Annotated in this window: 16 protein-coding genes; 6 read left to right on the top strand and 10 right to left on the bottom strand. The window is 69.8% G+C overall.

Going from position 1 to position 17,380, the window contains the following annotated elements; translation table 11 throughout:
* Nucleotides 1-15 precede the first annotated feature (15 nt).
* Nucleotides 16-399: a GtrA family protein gene (locus EO081_RS11765; RefSeq protein WP_129342519.1), complete on the top strand. Its 384-nt coding sequence runs from the start codon at nucleotides 16-18 to the stop codon at nucleotides 397-399.
* A 1-nt stretch (nucleotide 400) separates the two neighbouring features.
* Nucleotides 401-1,132 carry a class I SAM-dependent methyltransferase gene (locus EO081_RS11760; RefSeq protein ID WP_129342518.1) on the top strand — a complete coding sequence of 244 codons (732 nt, stop codon included), beginning with the start codon at nucleotides 401-403 and terminating at the stop codon, nucleotides 1,130-1,132.
* A 6-nt stretch (nucleotides 1,133-1,138) separates the two neighbouring features.
* Here the strand turns inward: EO081_RS11760 and EO081_RS11755 are convergent, their stop codons facing one another.
* From EO081_RS11755 to EO081_RS11745, 3 genes are read right to left on the bottom strand one after another with little or no spacing between them, the layout of a single operon-like run.
* Nucleotides 1,139-2,158 (bottom strand): glycosyltransferase family 2 protein, encoded by a 1,020-nt coding sequence (locus EO081_RS11755; RefSeq protein WP_129342096.1) that lies wholly within the window; start codon nucleotides 2,156-2,158, stop codon nucleotides 1,139-1,141.
* A gap of 52 nt (nucleotides 2,159-2,210) precedes the next feature.
* Nucleotides 2,211-3,095, bottom strand: a complete 885-nt coding sequence (locus tag EO081_RS11750) for an NAD(P)H-hydrate dehydratase (RefSeq protein WP_129342095.1) — start codon at nucleotides 3,093-3,095, stop codon at nucleotides 2,211-2,213.
* The gene (locus EO081_RS11745; protein WP_129342094.1) at nucleotides 3,092-3,871 is read right to left on the bottom strand and encodes a histidine phosphatase family protein; all 780 of its coding nucleotides are present in this window, start codon (nucleotides 3,869-3,871) and stop codon (nucleotides 3,092-3,094) included. The genes EO081_RS11750 and EO081_RS11745 overlap by 4 nt, the downstream gene beginning before the upstream one ends.
* A gap of 234 nt (nucleotides 3,872-4,105) precedes the next feature.
* Between EO081_RS11745 and acnA the strand changes: the two genes are divergently transcribed.
* The gene (gene acnA, locus EO081_RS11740; RefSeq protein WP_129342093.1) at nucleotides 4,106-6,778 is read left to right on the top strand and encodes an aconitate hydratase AcnA; all 2,673 of its coding nucleotides are present in this window, start codon (nucleotides 4,106-4,108) and stop codon (nucleotides 6,776-6,778) included.
* 497 nt (nucleotides 6,779-7,275) lie between these two features.
* Nucleotides 7,276-7,701 carry a GNAT family N-acetyltransferase gene (locus EO081_RS11735; protein WP_129342092.1) on the top strand — a complete coding sequence of 142 codons (426 nt, stop codon included), beginning with the start codon at nucleotides 7,276-7,278 and terminating at the stop codon, nucleotides 7,699-7,701.
* Nucleotides 7,702-7,941: 240 nt separating this feature from the next.
* On the opposite strand, the gene mtnP is transcribed toward EO081_RS11735, so the two are convergent.
* The 6 genes from mtnP to xseA form a co-directional block, all read right to left on the bottom strand.
* Nucleotides 7,942-8,811, bottom strand: a complete 870-nt coding sequence (gene mtnP, locus EO081_RS11730; protein ID WP_129342091.1) for an S-methyl-5'-thioadenosine phosphorylase — start codon at nucleotides 8,809-8,811, stop codon at nucleotides 7,942-7,944.
* On the bottom strand, nucleotides 8,808-10,685 hold the full coding sequence (locus EO081_RS11725; protein ID WP_129342090.1) for a CocE/NonD family hydrolase: 1,878 nt from the start codon (nucleotides 10,683-10,685) through the stop codon (nucleotides 8,808-8,810). Before EO081_RS11725 ends, mtnP begins: the two co-directional genes overlap by 4 nt.
* A 101-nt stretch (nucleotides 10,686-10,786) precedes the next feature.
* Nucleotides 10,787-11,320, bottom strand: a complete 534-nt coding sequence (locus EO081_RS11720; RefSeq protein WP_129342089.1) for a superoxide dismutase family protein — start codon at nucleotides 11,318-11,320, stop codon at nucleotides 10,787-10,789.
* Between the two features lie 56 nt (nucleotides 11,321-11,376).
* On the bottom strand, nucleotides 11,377-12,285 hold the full coding sequence (locus tag EO081_RS11715; protein WP_375781652.1) for a M23 family metallopeptidase: 909 nt from the start codon (nucleotides 12,283-12,285) through the stop codon (nucleotides 11,377-11,379).
* Entirely contained in the window at nucleotides 12,282-12,482 is a 201-nt protein-coding gene (locus EO081_RS11710; RefSeq protein ID WP_129342088.1) for a DUF2093 domain-containing protein, read from the bottom strand. Before EO081_RS11710 ends, EO081_RS11715 begins: the two co-directional genes overlap by 4 nt.
* Nucleotides 12,483-12,501: 19 nt before the next feature.
* Nucleotides 12,502-13,881: an exodeoxyribonuclease VII large subunit gene (gene xseA / locus EO081_RS11705; RefSeq protein WP_129342087.1), complete on the bottom strand. Its 1,380-nt coding sequence runs from the start codon at nucleotides 13,879-13,881 to the stop codon at nucleotides 12,502-12,504.
* Here xseA and purD point away from each other — a divergent pair.
* Nucleotides 13,880-15,142, top strand: a complete 1,263-nt coding sequence (gene purD, locus EO081_RS11700; RefSeq protein ID WP_129342086.1) for a phosphoribosylamine--glycine ligase — start codon at nucleotides 13,880-13,882, stop codon at nucleotides 15,140-15,142. The genes xseA and purD overlap by 2 nt on opposite strands.
* Before the next feature lie 80 nt (nucleotides 15,143-15,222).
* On the top strand, nucleotides 15,223-15,903 hold the full coding sequence (locus tag EO081_RS11695; protein WP_240697645.1) for a helix-hairpin-helix domain-containing protein: 681 nt from the start codon (nucleotides 15,223-15,225) through the stop codon (nucleotides 15,901-15,903).
* A 21-nt stretch (nucleotides 15,904-15,924) separates the two neighbouring features.
* On the opposite strand, the gene EO081_RS11690 is transcribed toward EO081_RS11695, so the two are convergent.
* Entirely contained in the window at nucleotides 15,925-17,232 is a 1,308-nt protein-coding gene (locus tag EO081_RS11690; RefSeq protein ID WP_129342085.1) for a hemolysin family protein, read from the bottom strand.
* Nucleotides 17,233-17,380 lie beyond the last annotated feature (148 nt).

Raw genomic sequence — 17,380 nt, 5'->3', positions numbered from 1 at the left:
ATGCGGACGAGCGGCATGCTCGGCCAGCTGATCCGATTCGCCATCGCAGGTGGCATCTCGACGCTGATCTATGCCGCGGTGTACCTGCCGCTCACCACCTGGGTCTTCGCGCGCGCGCACGCGGTCTATGCCGTGCCCTTTGCCTTTGCCGTGGCGGTGACCGCGGGCTTCTTCCTGCACAGCCGCTGGAGCTTCAGGGGCCATGGCACCCGCCACCCCGGCGTGCGCCAGCAGCTGCAGTTCGTGGCGGTGCAGGGATCGGGCATGGCGCTGAACGCGGCGATCACCTGGGTGGGCACGGCGGTGTTCGGCCTGCCGGCCTGGGCTCCGTTGCTTCCGGCCGTGGCGCTCGCCACGATCCTCACCTTCATCCTCAACCGCTGGCTGGTGTTTGGCTGATATGGACCGCGTCATCTACGATCGCATGGCAGCGCACGACTCCACCCACTGGTGGTATCGCGCCCGCCGCGACATCCTTGCCGACTATATCGCGCGCTATGCGGACCTGCCGAAGGACGCGCGCGTCCTGGAGATCGGCTGCGGCACCGGCCACAATCTGCCCATGCTGGCCGCGTTCGGCGACGTGGACGCGATCGAGATCGACGCGGCGGCCCGCGAGATCGCCAGCGCACGGCTGGGCAAGCCCGTCGGCGAGGCACCGCTTCCCGAACTCACCGGGGTTCCGGAAGCGAGCTACGACCTGATCGCGGTGCTCGACGTGGTGGAGCATATCGAGGACGACGTGGCGGCACTCGCCGGCATGGCGCGGCGGCTGAAGCCGGGCGGCAAGATCCTGGTGACCGTGCCGGCGCACCAGTGGATGTGGAGCGCGCACGACGTGGTGAACCACCACCACCGCCGCTATTCCAAGGCGACGATGGCGAAGGCGATCGCCGATGCGGGCCTTGCCCACAACGGCCTGCGCTACTTCAACTCGCTGCTGTTCCCCGCCGCGCTTGCGGCCCGTGCCGTCGGCAAGCTGACGGGCAAGGACGACAGCGACGATTCGCCGCCCGCAAAGCCGCTGAACCTGGCGTTCGAGAAGATCTTCGCGCTGGAGCGGCACCTGGTGGGTCGCGTGCCCCTGCCGCCCGGCCTGTCGCTGATCACGCTGCTGTCGCGACCCGCGTAGGCACGCCTACTCCGCCGCGGTGGGCCCGCGCGGCGCGTAGACGACCTCGCCGGGTTCGCCGGCGCGATAGCCGAGCGAGGCGCGGCCCTGCACGGGGCCGGCGACGTCGGCGACGAGGTAGAGCGGCCGGCGCTTCGATTCGACATAGAGCCGGCCGAGATATTCGCCGATCATGCCGAGCACGAACATCTGCACCGCGCCCAGGAACACCACCACCAGCATGGTGGAGGTCCAGCCCTGGACCGCATTCCCCATAGCCCAGCCGACGGCGATGTAGAGCATCAGCAGCACCGACGCGCCGGTGAGCACCAACCCCATGTGGCTGGCAAGGCGCAGCGGCGCGGTCGAGAAGCCCGTCATCGCGTCGAAGGCGAAGCGCATCATCTTGGCGAGCGGATATTTGGTCTCGCCCGCGTGGCGCTCGGCACGGTCGTAGAGGAACGGCACCTGCCGGAAGCCCACCCAGGCGACCATGCCGCGGATGAAGCGCGCCTGTTCGGGCAGCGACAGGAAGGCATCGAGCGCACGCCGGCTCATCAGGCGGAAATCGCCGGTGTCGAGCGGGATCGGCGTGTCCGTCACGCGATCGAGCACACGGTAGAAGATCGCTGCGGTCAGTTTCTTGAACAGCGACTCGCCGTCCCGCTTGCGGCGCACGGCGTAGACCACGTCCGCGCCCTCCCGCACCATTGTCGCGCGCATGTCGGACAGCAGCTCGGGCGGGTCCTGAAGATCGGCGTCGAGGATCAGGATCTGCTCGCCCGCGCACAGGTCGAGTCCCGCGGTGAGCGCCAGCTGGTGGCCGTGGTTGCGTGAGAGGTTGATGGCGACGACGCAGGGGTCGGCGGCGGCGATGCGCTGCATGACCGGCCAGCTGCCGTCGCGTGAGCCGTCGTTGACCAGCACGATCTCGTGACTGGCCCCCACGGCGGCATGCGCGGCGGCGGAGACGCGCGCGTGGAGCGCGTCCAGGCACGCTTCTTCATTGTAGCAGGGGATCACGATCGAGAGCGCGGGGCGGTTCATGGGCCGGCGCGATACTCCAACTCTGCGCCGAACGGAATTGCCTGCGCGACGGTCAGCGCGGCAAGAGCCGCGGAAGCTGGGGCAGCAGTTCGCGACCCAGGAAGCCGAGCGGTCCGTTCGCCATCGCCAGGGCCGACCCGGCCTCGCCATGCAGCCACACGCCCCAGCCGGCCGCGACCAGCGGATCGGCACCGCGCGCAACCAGCCCTGCGATGGCGCCCGCGAGCACATCGCCCGAGCCGCCCGTGGCAAGCCCGACGCCGCCGCCGGCGTAGCGCAGCAGCGTCTGCCCGTCGGGCGCCGCGACCAGCGTGCTGCTGTGCTTGAGCAGGACGACCGCACGGAAGCGCTCTGCCGTCCGCAGCACCACCGCTTCCCGGTCCCTGGCGACCTCGTCCGCATCGCATTCGCACAGCGCCGCCATCTCGCCGAGGTGCGGCGTGAGAACCAGCCTCCCCCCGAAGGCGGAGGCCAGCCGCCCCGAGAGCGGCCCGGCACAGGCGACCGCAGCCGCGTCCAGCACCAGCGCGGCACCCTCCGGAGGATCGTCCGCGAGTTGCTGGACCAGCCTGGCCGCCGCCGTGCGATCCGAAATAGCCGGCCCGAGCACGATGGTGTCGCAGCGCCGCGACTCCTGCGCCAGCACGCCGGCCTCGCCTGCGATCTCGCCGTCCGCATCCTCCTGGAGGGCGGTCACGCCGGCTTCGGGCATGGCGATGCCCAGCAGCGGCGCCGCCGAAGCGACCGTCGCGAGCATCAGCTTTCCCGCTCCGACTCGCAGCGCCGCCTCGCCGGTCAGGAGCAGCCCGCCCGGCACGCGCCGCGAGCCGCCGACCGCCAGCACGCGTCCCCGGCTGTTCTTGTCGGTACCCTCGCCATGCACCGGCAGCGGGTGCGCGGCGAGCCAGGCGCTGTCGATCGCCGTCGGCTCGCTCATCCGCGCACTCCGGCACTGCGGTCGGGCTCGGCGGTGACCGCGACCGCGCTTTCCTCGACCGGAGCGGTCTCGTTGTAGCGGACGAGGGACAGCCCGCCGAAGCGGCCCTTGCCCGGATCGTAGCGATATTCGGTGACGGAGCAGTTGGCCACGTCCCCCTCCCGGTCGATGCCCAGGATCTCCGCCTCGCTCATCCGCTCGATGACGTAGCGCAGGCAGAGCACCACGACCTGGTGCGCCACGATCATCACCCGGCGGCCACCATAGTGCAGCCCCACCGTGTCCATCAGCGAGCGCAGGCGGAAGATCACGTCGCACCAGCTCTCGCCGCCCGGCGGCCGATGGTAGAATTTGCCGAGCAGCCGGCGGAACTCGGCCTGTTCGGGCTGCAGGCTCACGATCCCGCTGGTGGTGAGCCCGTCGAGGATGCCGAACTCCTTTTCGCGGAGGCGCTCGTCCGGGCAGATCGGCTCCTCCGGGATGGCGGTGCCGCCATGCTCGCGGAACAGCCGCGCCGTCTCCATCGCGCGCGCATAAGGGGAGGCAAGCAGCACTTCCGGGCGGCCATGCGCCTCCCCCCGCGCAAACCAGCGGCCGAGCGCGCGCGCCTGTTCCTCGCCGCGGGGGGAGAGCGGCACGTCCACGTCGCGGGTCCCGACCGCAATCCGGGGAGCCCCTGCCGCCTGGGCGGCGTTGCGCGCCACATTGCCCGCGCTTTCGCCGTGCCGCACGATCCAGAGGCGTTCGGGCCAGGCGGCGGGATGGGCGGTGGGCATGGACGGAAGCTCCTGCGGCATCTTTGCAGGAAGGAAGCGGCGAACCCCGGCGGAGTTCCAGAACCACCTCTTTTTGCGACCCTTTCGCAGGTGCGAACCTGCCCTTCCCACGGCCGCACCCCCTTGCTACAGCCCGCCCGAATCTCGCATTCGCTTTTGACGGCGGCGCGCCCGAGCGGGACCCCCTCCCGCCCTCCCGTCCGCGCCGCGCAGACTGGGAAGGACAAGGCCCCAATGACCGCCATCGGCCAGGATACGCTCGGCACCCGTGATACGCTCACGGTCGGCAGCAAGAGCTACAGCTACTACAGCCTCGCCAAGGCCTCCGAGAAGCTCGGCGACATCAGCCGCCTGCCCTTTTCGATGAAGGTGCTGCTGGAGAACATGCTCCGCTTCGAGGACGGCACCACCGTCACCTCGGCCGACGCGCAGGCGATCGTCGACTGGCAGAAGGACGCGCGCTCCGACCGCGAGATCCAGTATCGCCCGGCGCGCGTACTGATGCAGGACTTCACGGGCGTGCCCTGCGTGGTCGATCTGGCGGCGATGCGCGACGCGATCACCAAGCTCGGCGGCGATCCCGCCAAGATCAACCCGCAGGTCCCCGTCCACCTCGTCATCGACCACTCGGTCATGGTCGACGAGTTCGGCACCCCCAAGGCGTTCGAGCAGAACGTCGAGCTGGAATACCAGCGCAACATGGAACGCTATGAGTTCCTGAAGTGGGGCTCCAAGGCGCTCGACAACTTCCAGGTCGTGCCGCCGGGCACCGGCATCTGCCACCAGGTGAACCTGGAATATATCGCCCAGTCGGTGTGGTCGTCGCAGGCGACCGACGGCGCGACCATCGCTTACCCCGACACGCTGGTCGGCACCGACAGCCACACCACCATGGTCAATGGTCTCGGCGTGCTCGGCTGGGGCGTGGGCGGCATCGAGGCGGAAGCAGCCATGCTCGGCCAGCCGGTGTCGATGCTGATCCCGGAAGTCGTCGGCTTCAAGCTGACCGGCGCGCTCAAGGAAGGCATCACCGCCACCGACCTGGTGCTGACCGTCACCCAGATGCTGCGCGCCAAGGGCGTCGTCGGCCGCTTCGTGGAATTCTACGGCCCGGGCCTGTCGTCGATGACGCTCGCCGATCGCGCGACCATCGCCAACATGGCGCCGGAATATGGCGCGACCTGCGGCTTCTTCCCGATCGACGAGAAGACGATCGACTATATGCGCCTGACCGCGCGTCCGGAAGAAGTGATCGCGCTGACCGAAGCCTATGCCAAGGCCAACGGCTTCTGGCACGAAGCGGGCCGCGAGGACCCGATCTTCACCGACACGCTCGAGCTCGACATGGGCAGCGTCGTTCCCAGCCTTGCCGGCCCGAAGCGCCCGCAGGACCGCGTCAGCCTGAACAAGGTGGACGAGGTGTTCAACGGCGACCTCACCAAGCTCTACAAGAAGGAGCAGCCGGAGCGCGTCGCAGTCGAGGGCAAGGACCACGACATCGGCGACGGCGACGTCGTGATCGCCGCGATCACCAGCTGCACCAACACCTCCAACCCCTCGGTGCTGGTCGCCGCGGGCCTGGTCGCCCGCAAGGCGCGCGCGCTGGGCCTCAGCCCCAAGCCCTGGGTCAAGACCTCGCTCGCGCCGGGTTCGCAGGTAGTCACCGACTATCTCAACAAGGCCGGCCTGACCGAGGACCTGGACGCGATCGGCTTCAACCTCGTCGGCTATGGCTGCACGACCTGCATCGGCAACTCGGGCCCGCTCGCGGCGCCGATCAGCCAGGCGATCAACGGCAACGACATCGTCGCCGCCTCGGTCCTGTCGGGCAACCGCAACTTCGAAGGCCGCGTGTCGGCCGACGTGCGCGCCAACTTCCTCGCCTCGCCGCCGCTGGTGGTCGCCTATGCGCTCAAGGGCACCGTCACCGAGGATCTGATGGAGACGCCGATCGGCCAGGGTTCGGACGGGCAGGACGTGTTCCTCAAGGACATCTGGCCCACCAACCAGGAAGTCGCCGACCTGATGGCGGCCAACATCGACGACGAGATGTTCCGCTCGCGCTACGGCAACGTCTATGCCGGTGACGCGCATTGGAGCGCGATCTCGGTCGAGGGCTCGGACACCTACAACTGGCCCTCGAGCTCGACCTACATCCACAACCCGCCGTACTTCCAGGGCATGTCGATGACGCCGGCGCCGGTCGCCGACATCATCGAGGCGAAGCCGCTGGCGATCCTGGGCGACTCGATCACGACCGACCACATCTCGCCGGCCGGCTCGATCAAGGCGGACAGCCCGGCGGGCACCTTCCTCCAGGAGCACCAGGTCGCGCGCAAGGACTTCAACAGCTACGGCGCGCGCCGCGGCAACGACGAGGTCATGGTCCGCGGCACCTTCGCCAACATCCGCATCAAGAACGAGATGGTGCCGGGCGTCGAAGGCGGCATGACCCAGTATGAGGGCGAGGTGATGCCGATCTATGACGCGGCGATGCGTCACAAGGCCGACGGCACCCCGCTGGTGGTCGTGGCCGGCAAGGAATATGGCACCGGCTCGTCGCGCGACTGGGCGGCCAAGGGCACCAACCTCTTGGGCGTGCGCGCGGTGATCGCCGAGTCGTTCGAGCGCATTCACCGTTCGAACCTGGTCGGCATGGGCGTGCTGCCGCTGCAGTTCGCGGAAGGCGTCACCCGCCAGTCGCTGGACCTGAAGGGCGACGAGACCTTCACCATCCAGAACGTCGCAGGCCTGCGCCCGCGCCAGGACGTGGAGGTCACGCTGGTGCGTGCCGACGGCACCACCGAGACGTTCCAGACCCGTTGCCGCATCGATACCGTCAACGAGTTGGAGTATTTCCTGAACGGCGGCATCCTGCACTACGTGCTGCGCAAGCTCGCCGCCTAAGCTGCTGCCGGACGAGCAATGGGGGCGCGGGAAGGAGACTTCCCGCGCCCCTTCTTTTTGTCCGCTGCCTGCTAATCGGGCAGCGCACAGGGCAGCTGCCTAATCCCCCTGCAGGAGTGCGGAATTTGCGCGCACGCGACCGTTGCAAGAACTGCAACTGCACCAATAAACCTTCGCAATTGCGTTAAGCCGTGCTGCGGCGCACAAAGCACGTGCCTTTCAGGCATCCTCTCCTAAACCTTTCAAGGCCGACCCTCGGGTCGGCCCTTTTTTTTGTCCGGCGTTCTGCTATGCGCGTGGCACTGCAGCCGCCGAACGATAATAATCATTGGGAGCGGAGCCGCCGGTAAACCGGCATGACGGCGGGTGCAGCGTGGGGGATCGAGCTGCCGTCAGCGCCTGCTCTCCCCCACGCGGTTACCTGCCCTGCTGCTTTTCTTGAGCGCCCTGCGCTGGACGCTTTGCCTGGCGCTGCTGCGGCGCGCTACACCGGCGCCATGACCATCGAGCTTCACGTCGCCGACGCCCCCACTGCCGAAGACCGGGAGGCGGTGCTGGCACCCTTGCGCCTTTATAATGAGGCGATGGCGGGTCCGGCACGGACGGAGCCGGTCGCGATCCTGCTGCGCGACGCGGACGGGCACACGATCGGCGGCCTGTGGGGACGCAGCGGCTATGACTGGCTGTTCGTCGAATATCTGGCGGTGCCCCAGGCGCTGCGCGGCCAGCGGCTGGGCAGTGCGCTGATCGCCGAGGCCGAGCGGATCGCCCGCGCGCGCGGCTGCTGCGGCCTGTGGCTCGACACCTTTGCCTTCCAGGCGCGCGGGTTCTACGAGAAGCTGGGGTTCACCGTGTTCGGCACGCTGGAGGATCACCCCCGCGGCAGCCGGCGGTTCTTCCTGAGCAAGCGGCTGGACGGGTAAGGCCTCACCCCTCGTCAGCCGGACGAGCGTCAGAATCCATTGCCGCTCCGTCTGGACAAGAAGCGATGCGCGTATGGATGCTGACTTTCGTCAGCATGACGGGTGAAGAGAGGGCACCCCTTACCTCCCGTACCCCGGCGAAGGCCGGGGCCCAGGTGGGAAGGCGGCGGAGAGGGCACGCAAACGCTCGACGCGCGCCGTACCTGGACCCCGGCCTTCGCCGGGGTACGGAAGGGCGTCTCAGCTGCTCCGCAACGCCCGACCCGCTATCGCATCGAGCAACGCCACCAGCGCCGGATCGCGCATCGCCGGTGCCGTCAGCAGCGCGGCGTCCAGACAGGTGTCGATCGGCGACGCCGGCCGCTCTTCGGGCAGCGCGGCGACCAGATGCTGCACCAGCGCCCGCGCCTTCGCCGCATTGGCGCCGAGCTGGGCGATGATCTCGGCGGTATCCACCGCCTCGCCCTCGCGCCAGCAGTCATAGTCGGTGACCATGCCGACCAGCGCGTAGGGCAGCTCCGCCTCGCGCGCGAGCTTGGCTTCCGGCATCGCCGTCATGCCGATCACATCGCAGCCCCAGCTGCGGTAGAGCCGGCTCTCCGCACGGGTGGAGAACTGCGGCCCCTCCATCGCGAGATAGGTGCCGGTTGGCGACACATCGGCCCCCGCCGCGCGCGCGGCGTCCACGGCAAGCGCCGACAGACGCGAGCATACCGGGTCCGCTATCGAAACATGTGCCACCAGCCCCGGTCCGAAGAAGCTCGACGGCCGCCCGCGGGTGCGGTCGATGAACTGGTCGACCACGGTGAAGCTACCCGGCGGCCGGTCCTCGACCAGCGAGCCTACCGACGAGATCGCCAGCACGTCGGTGACGCCCAGCCGCTTCAGCGCATCGATGTTGGCGCGCGCGTTGAGGTCGGAGGGCGGAATGCGGTGCCCGCGGCCGTGGCGGGGCAGGAACACGACCCGGACATGCCCCATCCGCCCGACGTAGCAGGCGTCGGAAGGCGGGCCCCACGGCGTCTCCACCGTCTCCCACCGCCCGTCCTCGACTCCGGCGACCCCATAGAGCCCGGAGCCGCCGATGATCCCCAGCGTCCAGCCGCTCACTTCACCACCGGCAGCTCGATGTAGGAGAGTGCGGCCGCATCGTGGTGGATGCGGTTGTCGGCAACGACGCCCGTCTTCTCGCTTTCGTTCGGCCCGCCGGTGTTGAGGTTGCGGACGAATTTGGGGAAGTTGGACGATGTCACCTCCACCCGGATGCGGTGGCCGGGCAGGAAGGTGTTGCTCGTCGTCATCGGCGTCGGCTTGATCGTGTAGACCTGGCCCGGCGCCATCATCACCGGCTTGTCGTAGCCGTCGCGGTAGCGCGCACGCAGGATGGTATCGCCCAGGATATAGGCGGTGCCGTCCGGTGCCACATCGACCAGCTTGACCGCGAAGTCGGTGTCCTTCGCCGAGGACGACACCTTGAGCACCGCGTCGACGAAGCCGGTCACCTCCATCGGCTCGGTGAGCACGTCGCTGGTGTAGACCAGCACGTCGTTGCGCGCCTCGATCACGCGCTGGTCATAGGCGCCCGCCTGCACCAGCCCGCCGTTGCAGCAGTCGCCGCCGCCGATCGTCTGCACCGGGTTCATCGGATCGTAGCGATAGGCGTCGGCCGGCGTGCCCGCCGCCGGGGCCGTCAGCGACAGCTTGCCGTCGCCGTAGAGGCTGTTCGCGTGGCCGTTGCTGGTCAGGTACATGCGCACTGGCCGGGCATCGCGCGGCGGCCATTGCGGCCCCTTCTGCCACTTGTTGGCGCCCATGGTGTAATATTGGACGTGCGGGGTCGAGGCCGGAAAGGCGCTGCGATCGCCCTTCAGCCAGCGGTCGAACCAGCGAAAGATCGTGCCGTCGACGTCGAAGCTGGTGTCGCCCATCTGCCGCTCCCCGACCACCATGTCCGGGCCGAGCTTGGCGAAGGCGCAGTGCGGGTTCGGGGCGACGACGACATATTGGTTCGCTGCCGCTTCCGGATCGCCCGTCGTCTGGCGAGCGTGGTTGAACAGCTCCAGGTTCGGCCCGATCGACACGTCGTACCAGCTGTCGAACCACAGCGCCGGCACGCCCCAGCCCATGTCGTCGTGGTACAGCCCGCCCTCGCGCCATGCCGGATCGGCGGGCGTGCGGCGGATGAACTTCTCGAACGTCGCCGGCGGCTCGCCCAGGTCGGACAGCATCTCGTCGACCGGCAGGTGCTGGATCTGCTGCACCCAGTCGACCTTGGGCTTGGTCGCGTCGAGATCGTTGTAGCCGGCGATGCGCGCGCGCACCTTGGGATCGAGGTTGGCAGGCAGCTGCGGGCGCAGGGGATTGTCGACGCCATAGAGCCACACGAAGAACAGGTTGCGCGGCACGCCGCCGGTGTACCAGTTGCCCTGTTCCTGGAAGCGGCCGACCTTGCCGATGCCCGCCCCCGACGCCATCGGCACCATCGCCGCGTGGGCGGGGTGGTTCTGCGCCGCCAGCGCGAGCTGCCATTCGGCCGAGGAGGAGCAGCCGAGCGTCCCGACCTTGCCGTTCGACCAGGGCTGCTTGGCGATCCAGCTGAGCGCGTCATAGCCGTCGGTCTGCGGCTTCCCGAGGATCTCGTAGCTGCCTTCGGAGAAATAGCGGCCGCGCTCGTTCTGGACGAGGAACGCATAGCCGCGCTTCACCGCCTCGACCGCATAGCGCAGGGTCGAGCCGCGCAGGTTGTGCTCGTTGTACGGCGTCTTCCACAGGATGGTGGGGAACGGCCCCTTGGCATCGCGCGGGCGGTAGATGTTGGTGGACAGGCCGACGCCGTCGCGCATCGGCACCAGCACCGCCGTCTCCGACACGCCGGCCTCGGAAAGCTCCGCCTTCAGCCCCGCCTCGCTGTAGCGGCTATAATCCTGCGCCGAGAGCGGCGTGGCGAGCAGCGCCACCGCCGCGGTAAAGGAAACCAATCGCATGCCACCTCCTGTCGTCCCGGCCCGACGTGTCGGGTGCAGGAGGTGGTGAGTCAATCGCGACCCGCTGGCCGGACGCCGCCGCCGGCGCCCGACCCCGCGCGTCAGGCAGGGTTGAAGACGCCGCAGGCGATCCGGCCGCCGCTGTTGCCGGACGGGTCGGTCATGAGGTCGTCGGCGTTCGCATGCACCATGAACGCCGAGCCATCGGCATCGAGCAGGCCGTCGAAGGTGCCACCCGGCAGGGTGAACTCGATTGAGCCGGTGCCGTCGGTGCCGACCAGCAGGTTGGGCATGTCGCCTGCGTGCGGCCCGGCCGGGTTCTTGGTGCCGTGCTGCCGGGTCGTCGGGTTCCAGTGGCCGCCCGCCGTCGTGAAGTCCGGCGCGTCGCAACGGCCGGTGGTGTGCACATGGGCGCCGTGGGGTCCCTGGGGCAGCCCGTTGACGCTGAGGGCGATGCGGACGCCGCCCGGCACCTCCGTCGCCGTGGCGGTGCCCGCCGGCGCATTGGCGGCGGTGCGCAGCATCGCGGTCGCGACCCGCGGTCCGGCGGGGCCTGCGCTAGTGTCCATGGGAGCGGTCTGCGTGCAGGCAGCGATCATGCCGGTCGCGGCGAGCAGTGCCAGGTGCGTCTTCATCGTCGTTCCCCTTGTTTGTTGCCGGTTCAATGGCCGATCGCGATGGCGGTTCCGCGTCAGTCGGGCATCGGCCCCGCGATCAGCATCGGGTCGAGCCGCCGCCCCTTCCAGACCATGCCCCAGTGGAGGTGCGGGCCGGTGGCGCGGCCGGTGCTGCCGACGGCGCCGATCACCTCGCCCTGCCGGACGCGCTGCCCGGGCCGGACATCGATGCGCGAGAGATGAAGAAACGCGCTGCTGAGCCCCATGCCATGGTCGAGCATCAGCAGGTTGCCCTCCAGGGTGAAGGGCGAATCCGCCGCCAGGATCACCACGCCGTCGGCGGGCGCCGCTACCGGGGCGCCGGTCGGCTTGGCCACGTCGACGCCCGAATGGTAGCTGCCGGGCTCGCCCGCATAGATGCGCTGGGACCCGAACCGGCCGGAGATGCGCCCGGTCGCCGGCCACCGGAAGCGCTGCGACCAGCCCTGCGCCCCGGTCTCCTGCTTGCGGGCGGCGACGATCTGCGCAAGCTCGGGCGGGCGGCGGCGCTGGAACTCGGCGCTCGGCTGGCTGACCTTGGGCAGCGTCGGCAGCCGCTCGATCTGCCAGGCGCGCGGTGCGACGGCGAACGTCTCGACCTGCTCGCGCCCGTCGGCGAAGCGCGCGACCAGCCGGGCGACGGGGCCGGCATCGCGATCGAAGGCGATCAGGAAGCGGCGGTCCGGAGCGAGTGCGATCGGCTCGCCCTCGAAGGACAGCGACGTCACGCCTGCCGGCGCGGTGCCGACCAGCATGCCGCCCTGGATGCGCTGCCCCTCGTAGCGGAACAGCACCGGTGCCGCCGGCTGAGCCGGCGCCACGGCGGCGGGTGCCACCGGCGCAGGCGCCGCCTGAACCGGAGCGGGGCCTGCCGCACCGGCCGGAACCACCGTGCACCCCGTCAGCGCGAGCAACCCCGCGCCGAACGCTGCGCGCAGCCTCACGCCGGGCGCATCGCCGCGGTTGCGGCCTCCGCAGTGGCATAGGCTTCCTGCCGCTCGGCGCTCCAGTAATGAAGCTCCTCGAGCGGGATCTTCTCGCCGGTACGGGCGCAGACGACATGATCGCCCGGCGACAGGACGCGGAACCCGCCCGAGAGGTAGTGGAGGCGCGCCTGGCGCGAATGGTTCGACATCAGCATCCGAGTTTCCAAAGGGTCATCAGAGCAGGCTCGGCTGCTCGAGCTTGTCCGGAGGATAGGGCTTGCCCCCGGCACGCTCAACCCGTGCGTCCACCACGCCATCGCGGAAGTGGAGCTTCAGGCCGCCGGCCGCGCGGGCGGCGGCGGCGGAGTCGATGGTCTTGCCGGTGCCGCGCCCCTCGACCCGGACATAGCCGCGCTTGAGGAGGTTGTCGGGGTTCACGCTTTCCAGCAGCCGTCCGACCGAGGCGAGATGCTGGCGCCCGCGGGTCAGCTGGCGGTCCAGCATCGCCGGCCGCAGCACCGCCGACTGTCGATCAAGCGTGCGCCGCGCCTGCCCCAGCCGCCGCTCCAGCCCCAGCCCCAGCCGCTGGGCGAGATCGTCCACCCGCTGGCGCTGCGGCCCGAGCAGCGCGTCGCGCCGCGGCAGCACGCGGACGAGCGCGGCAAGCCGCTCCTCGCCGCGCTGGTGGTAGCGGCGGACGCAACGCTCGGTGCGCATCGCATGGCTCTGGACGGTGTGGCGCAGGTCGGCAAGCACCGGCACCGCGAGTTCCGCCGCCGCGGTCGGAGTCGGCGCGCGCAGGTCGGCGGCGTGGTCGCACAGACTCGTGTCGGTCTCGTGCCCGACCGCCGAGATCACCGGGATCGAGCAGTCGGCGACCGCGCGCACCACCGCTTCCTCGTTGAACGCCCACAGGTCCTCGATCGAACCGCCGCCGCGCGCGACGATGAGCAGGTCCGGGCGCGGCACCGGGCCGCCGGGCTCGATCGCGCCGAAGCCGCGCACGGCCGCTGCAACCTGCTGGGCGGCGCCCTCCCCCTGCACCTGCACCGGCCACACGATCACATGACTGGGGCAGCGGTCCTCCAGCCGGTGAAGGATGTCGCGGATCACCGCGCCGGTTGGCGAGGTGACGACGCCGATCACCCGCGGCAGGAACGGCAGCGGCTTCTTGCGCGCGGGATCGAACAGCCCCTCGGCGCCGAGCTTGGCCTTGAGCTTCTCGAGCAGCGCCATCAGCGCGCCCTCGCCCGCCAGCTCCATGCGATCGATCACGATCTGGTATTTCGAGCGGCCGGGATAGGTGGTGAGCTTTCCGGTCGCGACGACCTCAATCCCGTCCTGCGCCTGGAACGGCAGCGCGGCGGCGGCACCGCGCCAGATGACGCCGTCGATCACCGCGCTCTCGTCCTTCAGGCACAGATAGACGTGGCCCGAAGCGGCCCGCTTGTAGCCCGAAATCTCGCCACGCAGGCGGACATGGCCGAACTCGCCCTCCACCATCCGCTTCAGGCGGCCGGCAAGTTCGCTGACACTGACGGGGGCGGCGTTGTCCCCGGGGATCGGCTCGGCTACGAGCCGCCCCGATGAAAAGCCGGAAAAAGGATCGGGCATGAACGTCCTGCTGGTGGGCTCGGGGGGGCGCGAACATGCGCTCGCATGGCGGCTCGCACAATCTCCGCTCCTCGATAGGCTCTATGCCGCGCCAGGCAACCCCGGCATTGCGGAGCACGCCGAGTGCGTCGCGATCGCCGGCACCGACCAGGCGGCGCTGCTCGCCTTCTGCCGCGAGCACGACGTGCGCTTCGTGGTGGTGGGGCCCGAGCAGCCGCTGGTCGAAGGACTCGCCGACACGCTGCGCGAGGCCGGCATCGCCGTATTCGGACCGTCCGCGGCCGCCGCGCAGCTGGAGGGGTCGAAGGGCTTCACCAAGGACCTGTGCCAGCGCGCCGACATCCCGACCGCCGGCTATGTCCGCGTGACCTCGCTCGAAGCCGCCCGCAACGCGCTCGGCACCTTCGGGCTGCCGGTCGTCATCAAGGCGGACGGCCTGGCCGCCGGCAAGGGCGTGACCATCGCCAGCTCTCCGCAAGAGGCGGACGCTGCGCTCGCCGCGCTGTTCGACGGCCCCGGTGCCGAGGCGGTGATCGAGGAGTTCCTGACCGGCGAGGAAGCCAGCCTGTTCGTGCTGACCGACGGCACCAGCTATCTGCCGTTCGGCTCCGCGCAGGACCACAAGCGCGTCGGCGACGGCGACGTGGGGCCGAACACCGGCGGCATGGGCGCCTACAGCCCCGCCCGGGTGCTGACGCCCGAGCTGGAGCAGCTGGCGATCGATACGATCGTGCGTCCCACCATCGAGAAGCTGGCCGAGGAAGGCATGCCCTATAGCGGCGTGCTCTATGCCGGGCTGATGCTCACCCCGCTCGGCCCCAAGCTGATCGAATACAACGCCCGCTTCGGCGATCCGGAGTGCCAGGTGCTGATGATGCGCCTGGAAAGCGATCTGCTGGAGGTGATGCTCGCGACCGCCGAGGGGAGGCTCGCGGGGCACAAGGTGCGCTTCTCCGACGACCCGGCGCTGACCGTCGTGGTGGCCGCGCGCGGCTATCCTGGTACGCCGGCGGCCGGCGGCGCCATCACCGGCATCGACACGGCCGAGGCGCACGGCGCACGCGTGTTCCAGGCCGGCACCCGCCGCGACGGCGAGGCGCTGGTGGCCTCGGGCGGCCGCGTGCTGACGGTCACCGCCACCGGCCCCAGCGTCCGCGAGGCACAGGCCGCGGCGTACCGGGCCGTCGACCGCATCGCCTTTGCCGACGGCTTCTGCCGGCGCGACATCGGCTGGCGCGAAATCGCGCGCGAAGAAGGCTAAGCGCCTCAACGCCTTGAGCATGGCGGCTACGCCGCTATGCTTTGCCTCCGGCCGCGGTTTGGCCGGCCGGAGGCGTACCCATGCAAGAAGCCGAACAATCCCGCCAGACCGTCGTCGGTGCGGCGGACCAGATGATGCCCGTCACCGTCACCCATTTGGTGGTGATCGCGATCTTCGCGGTGATCGTCGTCGCGGCGATCCTGTGGGGAGTGCGGCTCCGCGCCAAGCGGCGCGCGGCCGAGCGCGAGCTGGAAGCGATCGGACAGAGCCGCCGCGAGGAGCCCGGCGCGGCCGTGGCCGATCCGGATGCGCCGGGCGCAGCCATCGCAGCCGAGCGCCGCACCCCGGTCGAGCCGACCGACCTCCCGGCGCCCGCGCCGCAGCCGGTGCAGGCTCCACGGCAGGTCGCGTCAGCCGATTCCGCGAATCCGCCAGCACCCGCCGAGCCGGCAGCCGCCGCTGCGCCGAGCGCTCCGCCTGCCAGATCCATTCCGGCTGCCGCGCCCGTTCCGGCGGCGACGGCGAGCGACCTCACCACGTTGAAGGGGCTCGGCCCCAAGGTGGCCGCGCAGCTTGCCGAGCTGGGGATCACGAGCATCGCGGACCTGGCCGCGCTCGACCCGGCCGAGGCGGACCGGATCGACGCCTCGCTCGGCAGCTTCCAGGGGCGGATGGCGCGGGACCGCTGGGTGGAGCAGGCACGCCTGCTCTCGGCGGGCGACCGCGCCGGCTATGAAGCGAAGTTCGGAAAGCTCGGCTGAGATCCCGAGAGCCGCCGCGGCTCAGACCGCGGCGGACACCAGCAGCTTGTCGATCTTGCGCCCGTCCATGTCGACGATCTCGAAGCGCCAGCCCTGCTCGAGGAAGTGCTCGCCCTCCTCGGGCAGGTGCTTGAGCACCGCAAGCGCAAGACCCGCGACCGTCGCATAGTCGCGATCCTCGGGCAGCTCGATCCCGAGCCGCTCCGCCAGCGCGTCGGCCGAGAGCTGGCCGGAGACCAGCAGGGTGCCGTCCTCACGCTCGACGACATTGGGCGTGTCGCCCGGCTCGGCGTCGGACGCGAACTCGCCGGCGATCGCCTTGAGCAGGTCGGCAGGCGTCACCAGCCCTTCGAAATGGCCGTATTCGTCGTGGACCAGACCCATCGGCACATCGGCACCGCGCAACGCCGTGAGCGCGTCCATCGCGTCGACCTGATCGGGCAGCACCGGGGCGACATGCATCAGGCGGCGCAGGTCCAGCGCCTCGCCGCGCATGGTCGCAGCGACGATGTCGCGCGCCTGTACCACGCCCACGACCTTGTCGATCGAGCCTTCGGCGACGGGCAGGCGGGTGTGCGGTGTATCGGCAAGCGCGGCGCGCAGCTTCTCCGGCTCCAAGTCCAGGTCGAGCCAGTCGACGGCAGTCCGCGGCGTCATGATTTCGCGCACCGGCCGGTCCGCCAGCCGCACGACGCCCGAGATGATCGAGCGCTCATGCTCCTCGATCACGCCCGACTTGGTCGCTTCGGCCACCAGCAATTGCAGCTCCTCCGCCGTGACTCGGTTCTCCGTCTCGCGATCGAGGCGCAGCAGCCGGAAGACGAGGCCGGTGGTGGTGTCGAGCAGCCAGACCAGCGGTGCGGTCAGCTTCGACAGCCACAGCATCGGCAGCGCGACGATGGCCGCGATCGGCTCGGGCGAGCGGAGCGCGAACTGCTTGGGCACCAGTTCGCCGATCACCAGCGAGGCATAGGTCGTGAGCCCGATGACGATCGCGAAGCCGGCCGTCTGCCCTGCCTGCGGCGCGAGACCGAGCCACGCGCTCAGCCGTTCGCCGACCGGGCCGCCCAGGCTCGCGCCCGAATAGGCGCCCGCGACGATGCCGATCAGGGTGATGCCGATCTGCACCGTCGACAGGAACTTGCCCGGATCGCTCGCCAGCCGCATCGCGGTCGCCGCTCCCCTGCCGCCAGCCCGTGCCAGCGCCTCCAGCCGGGCGGGCCGTGCGGACACGATCGCGAGTTCGGACATGGCGAAAACGCCGTTCAGGAGGACCAGCGCGAAGATGATCGCGACGTCGATCCACGGGAATGGGGTGAACTGGGTCATTGTTCTTCCCCAACGCTTAGCCGCAATGGTGCGGTCGCGACAACTGCGCGATGGGCTTTCGGTAAGCCGGCGTTCAAATCGCGTGCGGAACAATCAGGTCCGGGTCGGTGTTCACCGGCACAAGATCAAATCAAGAAATGTGACACGG

It is taken from the genome of Sphingomonas desiccabilis, assembly GCF_004135605.1.
GTDB lineage: Bacteria > Pseudomonadota > Alphaproteobacteria > Sphingomonadales > Sphingomonadaceae > Sphingomonas > Sphingomonas desiccabilis.
The sequence above is the reverse complement of the archived record's forward strand: the minus strand, read 5'-3'. Positions and strand labels throughout refer to the sequence as shown.